This window comes from Pseudonocardia sp. P1 (assembly GCF_000178675.2).
GTDB lineage: Bacteria > Actinomycetota > Actinomycetes > Mycobacteriales > Pseudonocardiaceae > Pseudonocardia.
Genome location: NZ_ADUJ02000001.1, coordinates 1,958,488 through 1,976,099 on the forward strand (window position 1 = coordinate 1,958,488; position 17,612 = coordinate 1,976,099).

The window sequence follows — 17,612 nt, forward strand, 5'->3', positions numbered from 1 at the left end:
GGTACGCTCGGTGGCCCGTCCGTCAGGAGTGCCGATGAGCGAGCCCACGCCGAACCCGCCCGCCGTGCCGGACCCGGACGTGCCCGGCGACCCCGTCGAGCCGGCCGGCCCGGTCGGCCCGGTCGGCCCGGTCGGCGACTACACGGAGTCCGGTGCCCCGACCTTCGAGTTCGTGCGCGACCGGATCGAGGGTCGCGCCGCGACGGCCGCCGCCGCGGAGGAGCTCGCCGGCGGGGACACCCGCGCCCGGGAGGCGGAGGACGCCTTCGCCGACCGGGAGCGCAAGGCCGCCGACCGGCTGGAGGAGATCCGCCGCTCGATGGGGCGCTGAGGCCGGAGCTCCGCCGGGCCGCCCTGCCGCGACGACGGCGCCGGGCTGTGACGACGGCGCCGGGCTGTGACGACGGCGCCGGGCGATGACGGCCGCCCCGGGACGACGGGGGGGGCGAGCCGCTCGGGTGACCGCCGACCGGTCTCGCCCGCGCCGTCCCCGCCCACTGCCGCACCGGGTGTGTCCGGCGAACTCGCTGCCCCAGGCAGCGATCTCAGCGGACCCCCTGGTCCGCGGCACCGCCCGGCGGGCGGCGACCCGGACGGCGACACGGACGGGGACACGGACGGCGGCGCCGACGCGGACGGGCCGACGCCCGCCGCGCCGCGGGGCAGCTCTCAGGACCCCGGCCGTCGGAAGATCTTGCTTCCCAGCCAGACCAGCGGGTCGTACTTCCGGTCGACCGCCCGTTCCTTCATCGGGATCAGCGCGTTGTCGGTGATCTTGATGTGCTCGGGGCAGACCTCGGTGCAGCACTTGGTGATGTTGCAGAACCCCAGGCCGTGCTCCTCCTGCGCCTCGACCGCGCGGTTGCCGTGCGCGTCGAGCGGGTGCATGTCGAGCTCGGCGGTGCGCATCAGGTACCGCGGCCCGGCGAACGCCTCCTTGTTCTCCTCGTGGTCGCGGACCACGTGGCAGGTGTTCTGGCACAGGTAGCACTCGATGCACTTGCGGAACTCCTGGCTCCGCTCGACGTCGACCTGCTGCATCCGGTACTCGCCCGGCTCGACGCCCTCCGGCGGCACGAACGACGGGATCTCGCGGGCCTTCGTGTAGTTGAACGACACGTCGGTCACCAGGTCCCGGATCACCGGGAAGGTCCGCAGCGGCGTGACGGTGACGACCTCGTTCTCGTCGAACGTGTTCATCCGCGTCATGCACAACAGCCGCGGCCGGCCGTTGATCTCGGCCGAGCAGGAGCCGCACTTCCCGGCCTTGCAGTTCCAGCGGACGGCGAGATCTCCTGCCTCGGTCGCCTGCAGGCGGTGGATGACGTCGAGGACGACCTCGCCCTCGTTCACCTCGACCGGGTAGTCGACGAGCTCGCCCTTGGTGTCGTCACCCCGCCAGACGCGGAAGTGCTGCAGGTGGGTGCCCTTCTCGGTACTGGTCACTGGGATCCCTCCGCACGGTGACCGCCCAGCTCGTCACCGGTGTAGTACTTCTTCAGCTCGTCCATCTCGAACAGGTCGAACAGGTCGGACCGCATCGCGATCTGCTCCTGCCGGGTCAGCTCGACGTTGTCCTCGCCCAGCGCGGAGCAGACCAGCAGCAGGTGCCGCCAGTCCGAGTCCATGACCGGGTGGTCGTCGCGGGTGTGCCCACCGCGGGACTCCTGGCGTTCCAGGGCCGCCTTCCCGACGCACAGCGAGACCAGCAGCATGTTCCGCAGGTCGAGCGCCAGGTGCCAGCCCGGGTTGAACTGCCGGTGCCCCTCGACCGAGACCGTCCGGGTCCGGGTCGCGATGTCCTCGAGCTTCTTGAGGGCCATCTCCATCTCGTCGCCCTTGCGGATGATCCCGACGAGCTCGTGCATCGTCTTCTGCAGCTCCTGCTGCACGACGAACGGGTTCTCCCCGCCCTCGGTCGCCGTGGAGAACGGCAGCAGCGCGCGGTCCAGGGCCCGGTCGACGTCGGCCTCCGCGACGACGGGCCGGCCGCGGTCGGCGTGCTGTGCGGCGTGCAGCCCGGCGCGGCGGCCGAACACCAGCAGGTCCGACAGCGAGTTCCCGCCGAGCCGGTTGGAGCCGTGCATCCCGCCGGCGACCTCACCGGCCGCGAACAGTCCCGGCACCCGCGACATCGCGGTGTCCGGCTCGACCTCGACGCCACCCATCACGTAGTGGCAGGTCGGGCCGACCTCCATCGGCTCCTTCGTGATGTCGACGTCGGCCAGCTCCTTGAACTGGTGGTGCATCGACGGCAGCCGCTTGAGGATCTCCTCGGGCTTCAGCCGGGTGGAGACGTCGAGGAACACGCCGCCGTGGTCGGTCCCGCGGCCGGCCTTCACCTCGGAGTTGATCGCCCGGGCGACCTCGTCCCGTGGCAGCAGTTCCGGCGGGCGCCGGTTGTTGTCCGGGTCGGTGTACCAGCGGTCGCCCTCCTCCTCGGAGGTCGCGTACTGCTCCTTGAACACGTCCGGGACGTAGGAGAACATGAACCGCTCGCCGTCGGTGTTGCGCAGCACGCCGCCGTCGCCGCGGACCGACTCGGTGACCAGCAGGCCCCGCACCGACGGCGGCCACACCATCCCGGTGGGGTGGAACTGCAGGAACTCCATGTTGATCAGCGAGGCGCCGGCCCGCAGGGCCAGGGCGTGGCCGTCGCCGGTGTACTCCCACGAGTTCGACGTGACCGAGTAGCTCTTCCCGACGCCACCGGTCGCCAGCACGATCGCCGGCGCGTCGAACCGGACGAACCGGCCGTCGTCGCGGAAGTAGCCGAAGCACCCGGAGATCGCGCCGTCGGTGGTGAACAGCTCGGTGATGGTGCACTCGTGGAAGACCCGGATCCGGGCCTCGTAGTCGCCGGTCTCGGCGAAGTCCTCCTGCTGCAGCGAGACGACCTTCTGCTGCAGGGTGCGGATCAGCTCGAGCCCGGTGCGGTCCCCGACGTGCGCCAGCCGCGGGTAGGTGTGCCCGCCGAAGTTCCGCTGGCTGATCTTGCCGTCCTTCGTGCGGTCGAACAGCGCGCCGTAGGTCTCGAGCTCCCAGACCCGGTCCGGGGCCTCCTTGGCGTGCAGCTCCGCCATCCGCCAGTTGTTGAGGAACTTCCCGCCGCGCATGGTGTCGCGGAAGTGGACCTGCCAGTTGTCGTTCGGATTGGCGTTGCCCATCGACGCCGCGCAGCCGCCCTCGGCCATCACGGTGTGCGCCTTGCCGAACAGCGACTTGGAGATGATCGCGGTCCGCTTGCCCTGCAGCCGCGCCTCGATCGCCGCCCGCAGGCCGGCACCACCGGCCCCGATGACGACGACGTCGTACTCGTGACGCTCGATCTCTTCGGACATCTCAGGTCACCCCACGATCCGCAGGTCGGAGATCCAGCCGGCGGAGACGGCCATGACGTAGAAGTCGGTCAGGGCGAGGCTGACCAGCGTCGCCCAGGCGTACCCCATGTGATGGGTGTTGAGCTTCGAGACCTGGGTCCACAGCTTGTAACGGACCGGGTGCTTCGAGAAGTGGTTGAGCCGGCCGCCGACCGCGCTGCGGCACGAGTGGCACGACAGCGTGTAGCCGAACAGCAGCACGACGTTCACGACCAGGATGATGTTGCCCAGCCCCAGGCCGAACCCGCCGCCGGGCTTGGCGAAGGAGACCACCGCGTCGTAGGCGTTGACCAGCGTGATGAGCCCGGCGATGTAGAAGAAGTAGCGGTGCGCGTTCTGCAGGATCAGCGGGAACCGCGTCTCACCCGTGTAGCGCTGGTGCGGCTCCGCGACCGCACAGGCCGGCGGGGACAGCCAGAACGCCCGGTAGTAGGCCTTCCGGTAGTAGTAGCAGGTCAGCCGGAACAGCAGCAGGAACGGCAGCGAGATCGCCGCGTACGGCAGCCACCACACGTCCGGCAGGAACCTGCCGAAGTGCGCGGCGCCCTCGACACAGCCGACCGAGACGCACGGCGAGTAGAACGGCGTCAGGTAGCCGTACTCGGCGACGTAGTAGTAGTCCTGCATGAACGCGCGGACCGTCGCGTAGGCCACCCAGGCCACGAACGCGACGAACGTCGCGAGCGGTGGTAGCCACCATCTGTCGGTGCGCAGCGTGCGTGCGGCGATCGTCGCCCGGCCCGAGCCGGTCCGGCCGCTGGTGTCAGTGGTGGATGACACGCGCGGGAGCTCCTGTCGTCTCGACGACGTCGGCGGCCCCGTCGCCCCGGGGGTCCCGGCCCGACACACCTGACACGACGCCGTGTCCTGTCGATCCTCGTCCGTCGCACGAGGAGCACGACGGTCGCCAGAGCGTACGACCCGGATCACATGTGATCTACGTCGGCATCCGGAATGTGACCCGGATCGAGACGTGACTCACAGGTCACGCGCCGTCGAGAGCCGATCCGCGGAGCGTGACGGCCGCCGGCGCCGTCGTGCGGCCCCACCCTGCACGCCGACGGCCCGGCCCACCCCCGCGTGCGGAGGTGGACCGGGCCGTCGGTCCCCGGTGCGGCACGAGGCCGCCCCGGCTCACTTCTTCCTGCCGCCCACCGTGGCCGCGAGGTAGTCGCGGTTCAGCTGGGAGATCACGTCGAGCGGGATCTCCTTCGGGCAGGCCGTGGCGCAGGCGCCGGTGTTGGTGCAGCCACCGAAGCCGGCGTCCTCGTGGGTCTCCACCATGTTGACGACGCGCTCCCACCGCTCGGGCTGGCCCTGCGGCAGCTCCCCGAGGTGGGTCAGCTTCGCCCCCAGGAACAGCGACGCCGACCCGTTCGGGCAGGCCGCGACGCAGGCACCGCAGCCGATGCAGTTCGCCGCGGCGAACGAGCGGTCGGCCTGCGCCTTCGGCACGGCGTTGGCGTTGGCCTCCGGGGCCGAGCCGGTGTTCGCCGAGACGTAGCCGCCCGCCTGGATGATCTTGTCGAAGGAGCCCCGGTCGACGACCAGGTCCTTGATCACCGGGAACGACCCCGACCGGAACGGCTCGATGACGATGGTGTCGCCGTCGGAGTAGTGCCGCATGTGCAGCTGGCAGGTGGTCGTCGCCCGCTGCGGGCCGTGCGGCTGGCCGTCGATGACCATGCTGCAGGCACCGCAGATGCCCTCACGGCAGTCGTGGTCGAACGCGACCGGCTCGTCGCCGGAGAGGATGAGCCTCTCGTTGAGCACGTCCAGCATCTCGAGGAACGACATGTCCTCGTCGGCCTCGACGTCGTAGGTGGCCAGGCGACCCTTGTCGACCGCGTCGCGCTGACGCCACACCTTCAGAGTCAGTTTCACGTCTGCTCGCCTTACTTGTAGCTGCGCTGGGTCGGGTGCACGTACTCGAAGACGAGCTCTTCCTTGCGCAGGACCGGAGCCTGCCCGCGGCCGGTGTACTCCCAGGCCGAGGTGAAGGAGAAGTTCTCGTCGTCGCGCTTCGCCTCGCCGTCCTCGGTCTGGCTCTCCCCACGGAAGTGACCGCCGCAGGACTCGCGACGCACGAGCGCGTCCAGGCACATGAGCTCGCCGAGCTCGAGGAAGTCGGCCACCCGGCCGGCCTTCTCGAGGCTCTGGTTCAGCTCCGCGCCGGTACCCGGCACCTTGACGTTGCTCCAGAACTCGCGGCGCAGCTCGGGGATGCGGTCCAGCGCCTTGCGCAGGCCGTCCTCGGTCCGCTCCATGCCGCAGTAGTCCCACATGATCTGGCCCAGCTCGCGGTGGAACGAGTCCACCGTGCGGGTGCCGTTGATCGACAGGAACTGGTCGATCCGGTCGGTCACCGACTTCACGGCCTCGACGACCTCGGGTGCGTCCTCCGGGACGTCGTCGAGGTTGTGCGTGGCGATGTAGTCACCGATGGTCACCGGCAGGACGAAGTAGCCGTCGGCCAGGCCCTGCATCAGCGCCGAGGCCCCGAGGCGGTTCGCGCCGTGGTCGGAGAAGTTCGCCTCGCCGCCGATGTAGAGGCCCGGGACGGTCGACTGCAGGTCGTAGTCGACCCAGAGGCCGCCCATCGTGTAGTGCACGGCGGGGTAGATCCGCATCGGGACCTCGTACGGGTTCTCCCCCGTGATCCGCTCGTACATCTCGAAGAGGTTGCCGTACTTGGCCTCGACGGCCTTGCGGCCGAGCCGCTGGATGGCGTCGTCGAAGTCCAGGTAGACGCCGAGCCCGCCCGGGCCGACGCCACGCTTCTCGTCGCAGACCTCCTTGGCGGCCCGGGACGCGATGTCGCGGGGCACCAGGTTGCCGAACGCCGGGTACTTGCGCTCGAGGAAGTAGTCGCGCTCCTCGTGCGGGATCTCGTTCGGGCCACGCTCGTCGCCGAGCTTCTTCGGGACCCAGACCCGGCCGTCGTTGCGCAGCGACTCCGACATCAGGGTCAGCTTCGACTGGTGGTCACCCGAGACCGGGATGCAGGTCGGGTGGATCTGGGTGAAGCACGGGTTCGCGAACAGCGCGCCCTTGCGGTGCGCCCGCCAGGAGGCGGTCACGTTGCAGCCCTTGGCGTTCGTCGACAGGTAGAAGACGTTGCCGTAGCCGCCGGTGCAGAGGACGACCGCGTCCGCGGTGTGCACCTCGATCTCGCCGGTGACCATGTCACGGGCGACGATGCCGCGGGCCCGGCCCTCGACCACGATCAGCTCGAGCATCTCGTGCCGGGTGAACATCTCGACCGTCCCGGCCTGCACCTGACGCTCCAGCGCCTGGTAGGCACCGAGCAGCAGCTGCTGGCCCGTCTGGCCGCGGGCGTAGAAGGTCCGGGAGACCTGCACGCCGCCGAACGAGCGGGTGTCGAGCAGGCCGCCGTAGTCGCGGGCGAAGGGGACGCCCTGCGCGACGCACTGGTCGATGATCTGACGGCTGATCTCGGCGAGCCGGTGGACGTTCGACTCGCGGGCGCGGAAGTCGCCGCCCTTCACGGTGTCGTAGAACAGCCGGTAGACGCTGTCGCCGTCGTTGCGGTAGTTCTTCGCCGCGTTGATGCCGCCCTGCGCGGCGATCGAGTGCGCGCGCCGCGGGCTGTCCTGGTAGCAGAAGTTCTTGACCTGGTAGCCGGCCTCGCCGAGGGTGGCCGCGGCGGCACCGCCGGCGAGCCCCGAACCGACGACGATGATCTTCTTCGAGCGCTTGTTGGCCGGGTTGACCAGCTTCACGCCGAACCGGCGGCGCTCCCAGCGGGTCTCGATCGGACCCGACGGGACGGCCTTGTCGACGACCGGCTCGCCGGTCGTGTAGTCGCTGTAGGACACGTGGTGGGTGTTGGCGTCAGTCATGGATCAGACCACTCCGAACGTGACGGCGAGGGGCACCGAGACGAACCCCAGGGTGAGCACGACGGCGAACACCGTGGCCACCGTCTTGATGGTGCGCTCACGGCTGTTGCTGGACCACCCGAGGGTCTGGATGCCGGAGAAGATGCCGTGCTGGACGTGGAAGCCCAGCGCGACGACGGACAGCACGTAGAACAGCGTCACGTACCAGCGGTCGAGGGTGAAGTCGGCCGCGAGGTTGTCGTACGCCTGCAGGTGCACGCCGTTCGGGTTGAGCGTGCCCGCCGTGAGGTCGAGCAGGTGGTAGATCACGAACAGCACGATGATGACCCCGCCCCAGCGCATGGTGCGGGCCGCGTAGCTGCCCTTGACCTTGTAGGAACCACCCGCGTACTTGATCGGGCGGGCCCGCTTCGCGCGCAGGGCCAGCACGGTGGCCGACCAGATGTGCGCGATCACCGACACCAGCAGGACCACGCGGACGATCCAGAGCATGCCGCCGTAGGGCAGCGCGGGCTCGAGGATCGTGCGCAGCCAGGCCGCGTAGTGATCGATCGACTCCGGCCCGAAGAAGATCTTCAGGTTGCCGATCATGTGCAGGACGACGTAGAGCAGCAGGAAGACGCCGCTCACCGCCATCACGAGTTTCAGGAACGCGCTCGGCGTGCGCGGACGCCGGGGCTTGGCTGCAGTCTTGGCTGCACCGCCCGCCCGGGACTTCTCGGACATGGTGACCACGGAGACCAGTGGACATACCAACGAGTGGGACCGTCCAATGCATCGAGCGGTCAACTGTCATAGCCGTAGGCTATGCACGTGACACTTCAGCAGCTCATGTACTTCGTCGCCGTGGCGAACGTGCGCAGCTTCACTCGTGCGGCCGACCTGGTGGGTGTGGCGCAGCCGACGCTCAGCAAGTCCCTGCGCGCCTTGGAGAGCGAGCTGGGTGCCCCGCTGATCAACCGCGGGTCGGTCGTGACGCTGACACCGGCCGGCGAGGCCGTACTGCCACTGGCCCAGCGGATGCTCGCAGACTCCGACATGGTCCGCTCGACGGTCGCGGAGATGGTGGGCCTGCGCAGCGGCCGGGTGCGGGTCGGGGCGACGCCGTCGCTGTGCATCGGCGTGCTGTCGGACGTGCTGCGGGTGTTCCACGCCCGGCACCCGGAGATCGCCGTCGAGCTGGCGGAGGACGGGTCGCAGCCGCTGGAGACGGCGCTGGTGCGCAACGAGCTCGACGTCGCGCTGGTGATCGTCCCGCCGGACGGCGTCGACCCCGCCCTGCACTCGGCTCCCCTGCTCCGGGAGCGGCTGTCGGTCGCGTCGCCGCGGGCACGGCGGCCCCTGACCTCGCGCGGGTCGATCGCGGTTCCGGAGCTCGCCAAGCACGACCTGGTCATGGTGCGGAAGGGCTACGACCTGCGTGAGGTCACGCTGCGGGCGTACGCGGTCGCCGGGGTGACGCCCCGGATCGCGGTCGAGGGCGGCCAGATGGACGCGGTGCTGCGGATGGTGGAGGCCGGGACGGGCGTCGCGGTGGTGCCCGACCTGGTGTTCATCGGACGACCCCGGCTGCGGCGCACGGTGCTCACCCCGGCACTGCACCGGACCGTCGCGCTGGCCCGTCGTGCGGACATCGCACCGACGCCGGCGGTCATCGCGTTCGCGGACACCCTGCTGGAGCACATGTCCGACACGTCGGCGTCACTGCGGGAGGGGACGAACGACGTGCAGGTGCTGCACCGGCATCGCAGCGGGCGGGAGCTCCTGGGCTGAACCGGCCCGAGCCGGTCAGTCCTCCGGTGGCTCGCCGAGCTCGTCGGTGTCGGCGCCCGCGGCGGCGATCTCCTCCTTGACGACGCCGTAGGCGACACCGGGGCCGTAGCCCTTGCGGGCGAGCATCCCGACGAGCTTGCGCGCGGTCGACTGCTGCTCCTCCCGGGAGCCGACGGGCAGACCCCGGAGGCGCCGGGTGACCAGCTCACGGGCACGTTCGCGCTCGGAGTCCTCGTCGATCTCGGTGAGCGCCTCGTCGGCCGTCTCGCGGTCGACGCCCTTGCGGTGCAGTTCGAGCGCGATGGCCCGCTTCCCGAGGCCGCGGTGGCGGTGCCGGGAGCGGACCCACTGGTCGGCGAACGCCTTGTCGTCGATCAGGCCGACCTCGTCGAACCGCTCGAGGACGCGACGCGCGACGTCGTCCGGGATCTCCTTGCGGCTCAGGGCGTCGCCGAGCTCCTTGACGGTGCGCGCCCGGTCGGTCAGCAGGCGCAGGCAGATGTCCTTGGCCCGCGTCTCCTGCTCGGCGGGGGTCTCGTCGGGCGGGGGCGTCGATCCGCGTCCCCGGCCGCCACGACCGGTCCGGGCGCCACGAGCACCTCGGCCGCCCCGGCCGCGCGCCGCGCGCCCGGTCCCGGCGGTGTCGTCCCCCGGCTCGTCCCGTTCCTCACTCGGGCCGGCCACGTCGTCGGAGCCGCCCGGTCGGTCGCCATCCGGACGGTTTCCCTCCGGTCGACCGCCGGAGCCACGGCGATCGGCCCCGCGGCGCCCGTCCCGGTCCGACGGGCCGGTCCGGCGGGACCGCCGGTCGCTCCCCCCGGGGCGCGCCCCGCGGGAGCCGGACAGGCCGTCGAACGACACGACCCGCGGGCCGTCGTCCTCGGGCGGCGGCTCACGGTCCTCGGTGAGCTCGCCGACCGTCAGGGGGAGCGGGGCACCGGCGTCTGCCTCCCCACCGGCACTCAGCTCCTCGAACGCGAGACGCCGGGGAGCGGGCGGGGCCTCGTCTCCCCCGTGAGCAGCAGCCTGGTCGGCGTCACCGCTGTCCGGCTCGGCCGCGGCCCCGGCACCGGTGGCCTCGGCCCCGTCGGTGTCACCCTCCGGGAACCCGTCGTGCACCTCGCCGGAGGAGTCGTCCGCACGGCTCCCCGACCCGCCGAACAGGTCGTCCAGCGAGACGGACGACGCCTCCTGCTCCCCGGGCACGCTCAGAAGTCGACCGGGGCGGGCAGCGCCTCGACCGGAGCGGCCTCCTCGGCGTCGACGACGGCGCCGATCCCGAGCTTCTCCTTGATCCGCTTCTCGACCTCGGCGGCGACGTCCGGGTTCTCCTTGAGGAACTTCCGGGCGTTCTCCTTGCCCTGCCCCATCTGGTCGCCCTCGTAGGTGTACCAGGCACCGGACTTCCGGATGATCCCCTGCTCGACACCCACGTCGATCAGCGAACCCTCCTTGCTGATCCCGACGCCGTAGAGCACGTCGAACTCGGCCTGCTTGAACGGCGGGGCCACCTTGTTCTTCACGACCTTGACCCGGGTCCGGCTGCCGACCATGTCGGTGCCGTCCTTCAGGGTCTCGATGCGCCGGATGTCCATCCGGACCGACGCGTAGAACTTCAGCGCCTTACCACCGGTCGTGGTCTCCGGGGACCCGAACATCACGCCGATCTTCTCGCGCAGCTGGTTGATGAAGATCGCGGTGGTACCGGACGTGCTCAGCGCACCGGTGATCTTCCGCAGCGCCTGGCTCATCAGCCGCGCCTGCAGGCCGACGTGGCTGTCGCCCATCTCGCCCTCGATCTCGGCGCGCGGCACGAGCGCGGCGACCGAGTCGATGACGATGACGTCGAGCGCGCCGGAGCGGATCAGCATGTCCGCGATCTCCAGCGCCTGCTCACCGGTGTCCGGCTGGGAGACCAGCAGCTCGTCGGTGTCGACACCGAGCGCCTTGGCGTACTCCGGGTCGAGCGCGTGCTCGGCGTCGACGAACGCGGCCACGCCACCGGCGGCCTGCGCGCTGGCCACCGCGTGCAGCGCGACCGTGGTCTTACCGCTGGACTCCGGGCCGTAGATCTCGACGACACGGCCGCGGGGGATCCCGCCGACGCCGAGTGCGACGTCGAGCGCGATGGATCCGGTGGAGATGGCACTGATCGGGACGCGGGTCTGGTCGCCCAGACGCATCACCGAACCCTTGCCGTGGTTCTTCTCGATCTGGGCGAGGGCGAGTTCCAGCGCCTTGCCGCGGTCCGGAGCGGACATCTCTTGACTCCTCGCTGGTCGGCGATCGGGGTCTGCTGCTGTCTTTCGGGGAGGCACACCGCAACGGTATGGGGTACCCCCGACAGTTCCGGTGGCCGGATCGGCACCTGTGGACAACTTCTCGGGTCGTGCAGCGTCGTATCCCGGCCCGAACGATAGGCGAACACGCGTTCGATCGGATACCCGACACGCCGACCGGACGCTCCGGGGAGCCGAACGGTCACGCGTCGTGGCGGTGGTGCCGCCCGTCAGCGGCGGGTGGCCGGCACCTCGTAGGCCTGGCACACGGCACGCCAGATCCGGCGCAGCTCGAAGCCGGACTCGATCGCCTGCTCGACGGTCTGACCGTCCAGCTCGGCGAAGACGTGGTCCCGGGACAGCGACGCCGCCCGCACCGGCCCGAACTCGCCCTCCATCAGCTCGCGGAAGTGGCTCAGTCGCACGGCCGTGAGGGTAGACGCCGTCACCGTTCCGTGCGGTCCGCACCCACGGTCGTCCGGTCGGCGGTACGATGGGCAATATGTCCGAACTGCTGGCGTCCGCGCCCGTCGACGTCGCCGACGAGGTCCTCGCGACGACCGGTATCGGATCCCCCCTCGCCTGGCAGATCGTGTCGCTGCTGGCGCTGCTCTCCGCCCTCGTCGTGCTGGTGCGCTGGTGGATCCAGCAGCGCAAGCGCTGACCGGCGGCCGGTCCGGGCACGCGCCGCCCGGGCGTTAGGCTCCCGCCCCGGACACGAGGGCGGACGCCCGCGGGGACGACGAGGAGGCCGGGACCGATGGCACGCACGGAGCAGGACCGCGAGACCGAGGTCGAGGACGCCTACCGCCTCGTCTCCGACGTCCTCGAGGGGGCCGTGCGCGAGACCCTCGCCGCGCCCGGGCCCGATCCCGCGCGCTTCGCCGTCCGGCAGCTCACCGCCGTCGACAAGGAGCTCCCCGACGACGCCACCCCGCCGGGCTGGTCGCTGGCGTTCCTGGTGCTCGCCGACTGGTACGACGCCGCACGCACCGCCCTCGCCGACTCCGAGGACCGCGCCGAGCGGGCCCTGGGGTGGATCGAGCAGCACATGGGCCGCCGGTTCGCGGCCCGCGCCCGCTACACCGTGACCCCGCTCGTCGACCCGGACAACGCGCGGGAGACCTCGCTCTACGTCGACGCGCTGGGCCCGGACTTCCTGCCGACCATGGTCTGGACCGTCGCCGGGCTCGTCGCGGAGTTCCCCGCCGACGACACCGAGGAGATCTGGCCCCGCACCCGGGCCGACTCCCGCCGCTGACGCCGCTGGTGGGACCCGGTCCGCCGGGTAATTGTCGGTGCCCGGCCCCATGATGGTCGGGTGAGCGCACTCGACGGCTTCTCCCCCGCCACCCGCCAGTGGTTCGAGGGGGCGTTCGCCGCGCCCACCGCCGCCCAGGAGGGCGCCTGGTCGGCCGCGCAGGACGGGCGCAACGCCCTCGTCGTCGCACCGACCGGGTCGGGCAAGACCCTCGCGGCGTTCCTCTGGGCGCTGGACCGGCTGGCGGCGACGCCCGTCCCGGACGAGCCGCGCAGCCGGTGCCGGGTCCTCTACGTCTCGCCGCTGAAGGCGCTCGCCGTCGACGTGCAGCGCAACCTCCGGTCGCCGCTCACCGGCATCCGGCAGGCCGCACAGCGGCTCGGTGATCCGGTCCCCGACATCACCGTCGGTACGCGCACCGGCGACACCCCCGCCGACGAGCGGCGGCAGTTCCAGCGGACCCCGCCCGACGTGCTGGTGACCACCCCGGAGTCGCTGTTCCTGCTGCTCACCTCGGCCGCGCGCGAGTCGCTGCGCGGGGTCACGACGGTGATCCTCGACGAGGTCCACGCGGTCGCGGGCACCAAGCGCGGCGCGCACCTCGCGCTGTCGCTGGAGCGCCTGGAGGAGATCACCGAGAGCTCCCCGCAGCGGATCGGGCTCTCGGCGACCGTGCGCCCGGTGGACGAGGTGTCGACGTTCCTGTCCGGGGCCCGGCCGGTCGAGGTCGTCCAGCCGAGCACCCCGAAGACGCTCACGGTCGAGGTCCAGGTCCCCGTGCCGGACCTCGCCGCGCTCGACGAGCGGCCCTCCCCCGGCAGCACCGACGAGGAGGTCGTCGGGTCGGCCGCGGGGACCGCGCAGAAGCCCTCGATCTGGCCGGCCGTCGAGGAACGGCTGCTCGGCCTGGTCCGCGAGCACCGGTCGACGATCGTGTTCGCCAACTCCCGGCGGCTCGCGGAGCGGTTGACGTCGCGGCTCAACGAGCTCGCCGCCGAGCAGGCGGAGGCCGAGGCCGAGGCGGCTGCGGAGTCCGGCCCCGACGCTCCCGGCACGTCGCCGGAGCTCGACGACCCGCGCGGGCCGACCGCGTTCCCGGCCGAGGCCGTCGGCCAGTCCGGGGTCGGCGGCGGGGCGGTGCCGAGCGTGGCGAAGGCCCATCACGGTTCCATGTCCCGCGACCAGCGGACCCTGGTCGAGGAGGAGCTCAAGTCCGGCGTGCTGCCCTGCGTGGTCGCGACGTCCAGCCTCGAGCTGGGCATCGACATGGGCGCGGTCGACCTGGTCGTCCAGGTCGAGGCGCCGCCGTCGGTCGCGTCCGGGCTGCAGCGGGTCGGCCGGGCCGGCCACCAGGTCGGCGCGGTCTCCGAGGGCGTCGTGTTCCCGAAGTACCGGGGCGACCTGGTGTCGTGCGCCGTCGTCGCCGAGCGGATGACCTCCGGCTCGATCGAGTCGACCCGCTACCCCCGCAACCCGCTCGACGTCCTCGCCCAGCAGATCGTGGCGATGGTGGCGATGGAGACGTGGTCGCTGCCCGACCTGGCCGCGACGATCCGCCGGGCGGCGCCCTTCGCCGCGCTGCCCGACTCGGCGCTGCACTCGGTGCTCGACATGCTGTCCGGCCGGTACCCGTCGGAGGAGTTCGGCGAGCTGCGCGCCCGGATCACCTGGGACCGGGTGACGGACGAGCTGCGCGGCCGGCCCGGCGCGCAGCGGCTCGCGGTCACCTCCGGCGGCACGATCCCGGACCGCGGCCTGTTCACCGTCATGACCCCGGGCGGGGCCGACGGCGCCGGGTCGCGGGTCGGCGAGCTCGACGAGGAGATGGTCTACGAGTCGCGGGTCGGCGACACCTTCCTGCTCGGGACGTCGTCGTGGCGGGTCGAGGACATCACGCACGACCGGGTCGTGGTGACTCCGGCGCCCGGGGTACCGGCCCGGATGCCGTTCTGGAAGGGCGAGTCGATCGGCAGGCCGCTCGAGCTGGGCCGCGCGGTCGGGGCCTTCGTGCGGGAGATGTCCGGGCTCGCCGAGGAGGCCGCCCGCGAACGCGCCACCGCGGCCGGGCTCGACGAGTGGGCCTGCGACAACCTGCTCTCCTACCTCCGCGAGCAGCGCGAGGCGACCCGGCACGTCCCCAGCGACCGGACGATCCTGGTCGAACGGTTCCGCGACGAGCTCGGTGACTGGCGTCTGGTCGTCCACTCGCCGTTCGGAGCCCAGGTGAACGGGCCGTGGGCGCTCGCGATCGCCGCCCGGATGCGGGAGCGGCGCGGCGTCGAGGTGAGCGCGTCGGGCGCCGACGACGGCATCGTCCTGCGCCTGCCCGACGCGGTCGACGACTCCGGCTCCGAGGTCGTCCCGAGCGGGGAGGACGTGCTGCTCGACCCGGGTGAGATCGAGCAGATCGTCGTCGCCGAGCTGGGTAACTCGGCGCTGTACGCGTCCCGGTTCCGGGAGTGCGCGGCGCGGGCGCTGCTGCTCCCCCGCCGCGACCCGCGCCGGCGCAGCCCGCTGTGGCAGCAGCGGCAGCGGTCGGCGCAGCTGCTGAGCGTGGCCGGCAAGTTCGAGCAGTTCCCGATCACGCTCGAGGCGATGCGGGAGTGTGTGCAGGACGTCTACGACCTGCCCGGCCTGCGGGAGCTGATGGGCGACGTCGGCTCGCGGAAGGTGAAGGTCGCCGAGGTCGAGACCTCGCAGCCGTCGCCGTTCGCCCGGAGCCTGCTCTTCGGCTACGTCGGGATGTTCCTCTACGAGGCCGACGCCCCGCTCGCCGAGCGGCGGGCCGCCGCGCTCTCGCTGGACTCGACGCTGCTCTCCGAGCTGCTCGGCTCCGAGGCCATCCGCGAGCTGCTCGATCCCGACGTGCTGGCCGAGGTCGAGGCGCTGCTGCAGCGCACCGACCCGGACCGGCACGCCCGCGACGCGGAGGGCGCCGCCGACCTGCTCCGGTTCGTCGGCGACCTGTCCGAGGCCGACGGCCGGGCCCGCGGCGTCGATCCCGCCTGGCTGGCCGGGCTGGAGCGGGACCGGCGGGCGCTGCGGGTGCGGATCGCCGGCGAGGAACGGTTCATCGCGATCGAGGACGCCGGCCGCATCCGCGACGCGCTCGGCACGGCACTGCCGGTCGGGGTGCCCGAGGCCTTCACCGAGCCGGTGACGGACCCGCTGGGTGACCTGGTGCTCCGGTACGCGCGCACGCACGGTCCCTTCACCGCCGCGGAGTGCGCGGCGCGGTTCGGGCTGGGCGTCGCGGTCGTGGCCGGTGTGCTGGACCGGCTCACCGGGAGCGGCCGGCTGGTCAAGGGCGAGCTGCGACCGCAGGCGGCGATCCCGGCGGGGGCCCGTACCGAGACCGAGTACTGCGACGCCGAGGTGCTGCGGCGGCTGCGACGGGCGTCGCTCGCCAAGCTGCGGCACGAGGTCGAGCCGGTCGAGCAGCGCGCGCTCGGCCGGTTCCTGCCGGCCTGGCAGGGCGTGCAGGTGCGGTCCGGGAGCGAGCGGCGCGGCCGGGTGCGGCGTGCGCCGGGCCCGGAGGACGTCCTCGGGGTCGTCGAGCAGCTCGCCGGGACCCCGCTGCCGGCCAGCGCGGTCGAGTCGCTCGTGCTGCCGGCCCGGCTGCCCGGGTACACCCCCGCGCTGCTGGACGAGCTGACCGCGGCGGGCGAGGTGACCTGGTCCGGGTGCGGCGCCCTCGCCGGGCAGGACGGCTGGCTGGCGCTCGCCCCGGCCGACGTCGCGGACCTGCTGCTGCCGGCACCGGACCTCGACACCGCCGGGACGCCCCTGCACACGGCGCTGCTCGCCGCCCTGGGACTGACCGACCCGGCGGCCCTGACCGATCCCGGGGTCGCCGCCGAGCAGGGCGGGGGTGCGCTGTTCTTCCGCGAGCTCGCCACCCGGGCGGGAATGCTGATGACCGAGCAGGGCGAGCCGGCGCCGTCCGACGACGACGTCGTCGCCGCGGTCTGGGACCTGGTCTGGGCCGGCGCGCTGACGAACGACACGCTCGGCCCGCTGCGGGCCCGGCTGTCCGGCAGCGGCACCCGGCGCGGCGGTTCCGGGCGGCAGGGCGGGGCCCACCGGACGGCCCGCCGGGCACCCCGCGGGCGCTACGCGCAGCTGCGGTCCGGACGACCGTCGATGCCGAGCCGGACGGGCCCGCCGTCGGTCGGCGGCCGTTGGTCGGTCGCGGTGCCCCGGGAGCCCGACGCGACGCGCCGGGCCCACGCGGCGGCCGAGGCGTTCCTGGAGCGCCACGGGGTCCTGACCCGCGGCGCGCTCGGCACCGAGCGGGTGAGCGGCGGGTTCGCCGGCGTCTACAAGGTGCTCCGCGCGATGGAGGAGTCCGGCCGGTGCCGGCGCGGCTACATCGTCGAGGGGCTGGGCGCGGCCCAGTTCGCGGTGCCCGGAGCCATCGACCGGGTCCGCGCGCTCGCCGGTCCCGACGGTCCGCCGCCGGAGCGGTCCGGCCCCGCCCGGACGGACGGCGACGGCGGCGACAGCGACAGCGACAGCGACAGCGACAGCAACGGAGACCGGCCGGAGGGACGCGAGCGCGACGCACCCGCGCCCGGCGACGACGGCGACGAGATCCCCGACGACCTGCGCGGGCCCGGGATGTTCCCGGGGGCCGGCGCGGGCCGGCACGACGAGTTCGACGGCCGGTCCGCCGGCGCCGGGTTCGCGGCGGGTGCCCCGCGGGACGCCTGGCGCTCGCTGTCCCGGGTCGTGCTGGCCGCGGCCGACCCGGCACAGCCCTACGGCGCGGCACTCCCCTGGCCCGGCACGATCGGCGACAGCCGGCACCGCCCCGGTCGCAAGGCAGGTGCCCTGGTCACCCTCGTCGACGGCGCACCGGCGCTCTACGTCGAGCGGGGCGGCCGGTCACTGCTCTCCTTCACCACCGAGCACGACGAGCTGCGCGCCGGAGCCGAGGCACTGGCCGGAGCGGTGCACGAGGGCTGGCTCGGGTCGCTCGCCGTCGAGCGGGCCGACGGGCAGGACTCGCTGGCGTCGGAGCTGTCCGAGGTGCTCACCGAGGCGGGGTTCCGGG

The 17,612-nt window shown here is 72.5% G+C and carries 13 protein-coding genes and 1 pseudogene; 5 read left to right on the plus strand and 9 right to left on the minus strand.

The window, feature by feature from the left end:
• The first annotated feature begins 34 nt into the window (after positions 1 to 34).
• Positions 35 to 331, plus strand: a complete 297-nt coding sequence (locus PP1_RS08560) for a hypothetical protein (RefSeq protein ID WP_010224323.1) — start codon at positions 35 to 37, stop codon at positions 329 to 331.
• Positions 332 to 669: 338 nt separating this feature from the next.
• Here the strand turns inward: PP1_RS08560 and PP1_RS08565 are convergent, their stop codons facing one another.
• The 6 genes from PP1_RS08565 to PP1_RS08590 all read right to left on the minus strand — a co-directional run bounded on the left by PP1_RS08565 (position 670) and on the right by PP1_RS08590 (position 7,969).
• The gene (locus tag PP1_RS08565; protein ID WP_010224771.1) at positions 670 to 1,446 is read right to left on the minus strand and encodes a succinate dehydrogenase/fumarate reductase iron-sulfur subunit; all 777 of its coding nucleotides are present in this window, start codon (positions 1,444 to 1,446) and stop codon (positions 670 to 672) included.
• Positions 1,443 to 3,341 carry a fumarate reductase/succinate dehydrogenase flavoprotein subunit gene (locus PP1_RS08570; RefSeq protein ID WP_010224773.1) on the minus strand — a complete coding sequence of 633 codons (1,899 nt, stop codon included), beginning with the start codon at positions 3,339 to 3,341 and terminating at the stop codon, positions 1,443 to 1,445. The genes PP1_RS08565 and PP1_RS08570 overlap by 4 nt, the downstream gene beginning before the upstream one ends.
• A gap of 6 nt (positions 3,342 to 3,347) precedes the next feature.
• Positions 3,348 to 4,160, minus strand: coding sequence for a hypothetical protein (locus PP1_RS08575; protein WP_010224774.1), 813 nt, complete (start codon positions 4,158 to 4,160; stop codon positions 3,348 to 3,350).
• Between the two features lie 354 nt (positions 4,161 to 4,514).
• Positions 4,515 to 5,264 carry a succinate dehydrogenase/fumarate reductase iron-sulfur subunit gene (locus tag PP1_RS08580; protein ID WP_010224776.1) on the minus strand — a complete coding sequence of 250 codons (750 nt, stop codon included), beginning with the start codon at positions 5,262 to 5,264 and terminating at the stop codon, positions 4,515 to 4,517.
• Between the two features lie 11 nt (positions 5,265 to 5,275).
• On the minus strand, positions 5,276 to 7,243 hold the full coding sequence (locus PP1_RS08585; protein WP_010224779.1) for a fumarate reductase/succinate dehydrogenase flavoprotein subunit: 1,968 nt from the start codon (positions 7,241 to 7,243) through the stop codon (positions 5,276 to 5,278).
• A gap of 3 nt (positions 7,244 to 7,246) precedes the next feature.
• Positions 7,247 to 7,969 carry a succinate dehydrogenase cytochrome b subunit gene (locus PP1_RS08590; RefSeq protein WP_083680480.1) on the minus strand — a complete coding sequence of 241 codons (723 nt, stop codon included), beginning with the start codon at positions 7,967 to 7,969 and terminating at the stop codon, positions 7,247 to 7,249.
• Between the two features lie 87 nt (positions 7,970 to 8,056).
• Between PP1_RS08590 and PP1_RS08595 the strand changes: the two genes are divergently transcribed.
• Entirely contained in the window at positions 8,057 to 9,016 is a 960-nt protein-coding gene (locus PP1_RS08595; RefSeq protein WP_029239203.1) for a LysR family transcriptional regulator, read from the plus strand.
• A 15-nt stretch (positions 9,017 to 9,031) separates the two neighbouring features.
• On the opposite strand, the gene PP1_RS08600 is transcribed toward PP1_RS08595, so the two are convergent.
• The 3 genes from PP1_RS08600 to PP1_RS08610 form a co-directional block, all read right to left on the minus strand.
• Positions 9,032 to 10,222: a regulatory protein RecX gene (locus tag PP1_RS08600; protein WP_010224785.1), complete on the minus strand. Its 1,191-nt coding sequence runs from the start codon at positions 10,220 to 10,222 to the stop codon at positions 9,032 to 9,034.
• Between the two features lie 2 nt (positions 10,223 to 10,224).
• Positions 10,225 to 11,277 (minus strand): recombinase RecA, encoded by a 1,053-nt coding sequence (gene recA, locus PP1_RS08605; RefSeq protein ID WP_010224787.1) that lies wholly within the window; start codon positions 11,275 to 11,277, stop codon positions 10,225 to 10,227.
• A gap of 248 nt (positions 11,278 to 11,525) precedes the next feature.
• Positions 11,526 to 11,720, minus strand: coding sequence for a DUF3046 domain-containing protein (locus PP1_RS08610; protein WP_029239204.1), 195 nt, complete (start codon positions 11,718 to 11,720; stop codon positions 11,526 to 11,528).
• 77 nt (positions 11,721 to 11,797) lie between these two features.
• Here PP1_RS08610 and PP1_RS08615 point away from each other — a divergent pair, with 77 nt between their 5' ends.
• From PP1_RS08615 to PP1_RS08625, 3 genes and pseudogenes are all read left to right on the plus strand, one after another.
• Positions 11,798 to 11,959, plus strand: coding sequence for a hypothetical protein (locus PP1_RS08615; RefSeq protein WP_010224792.1), 162 nt, complete (start codon positions 11,798 to 11,800; stop codon positions 11,957 to 11,959).
• A gap of 96 nt (positions 11,960 to 12,055) precedes the next feature.
• Positions 12,056 to 12,556, plus strand: coding sequence for a hypothetical protein (locus PP1_RS08620; RefSeq protein ID WP_010224794.1), 501 nt, complete (start codon positions 12,056 to 12,058; stop codon positions 12,554 to 12,556).
• A gap of 60 nt (positions 12,557 to 12,616) precedes the next feature.
• Positions 12,617 to 17,479: pseudogene (locus PP1_RS08625) on the plus strand (ATP-dependent helicase); the annotation flags it as partial.
• Positions 17,480 to 17,612: the final 133 nt, after the last annotated feature.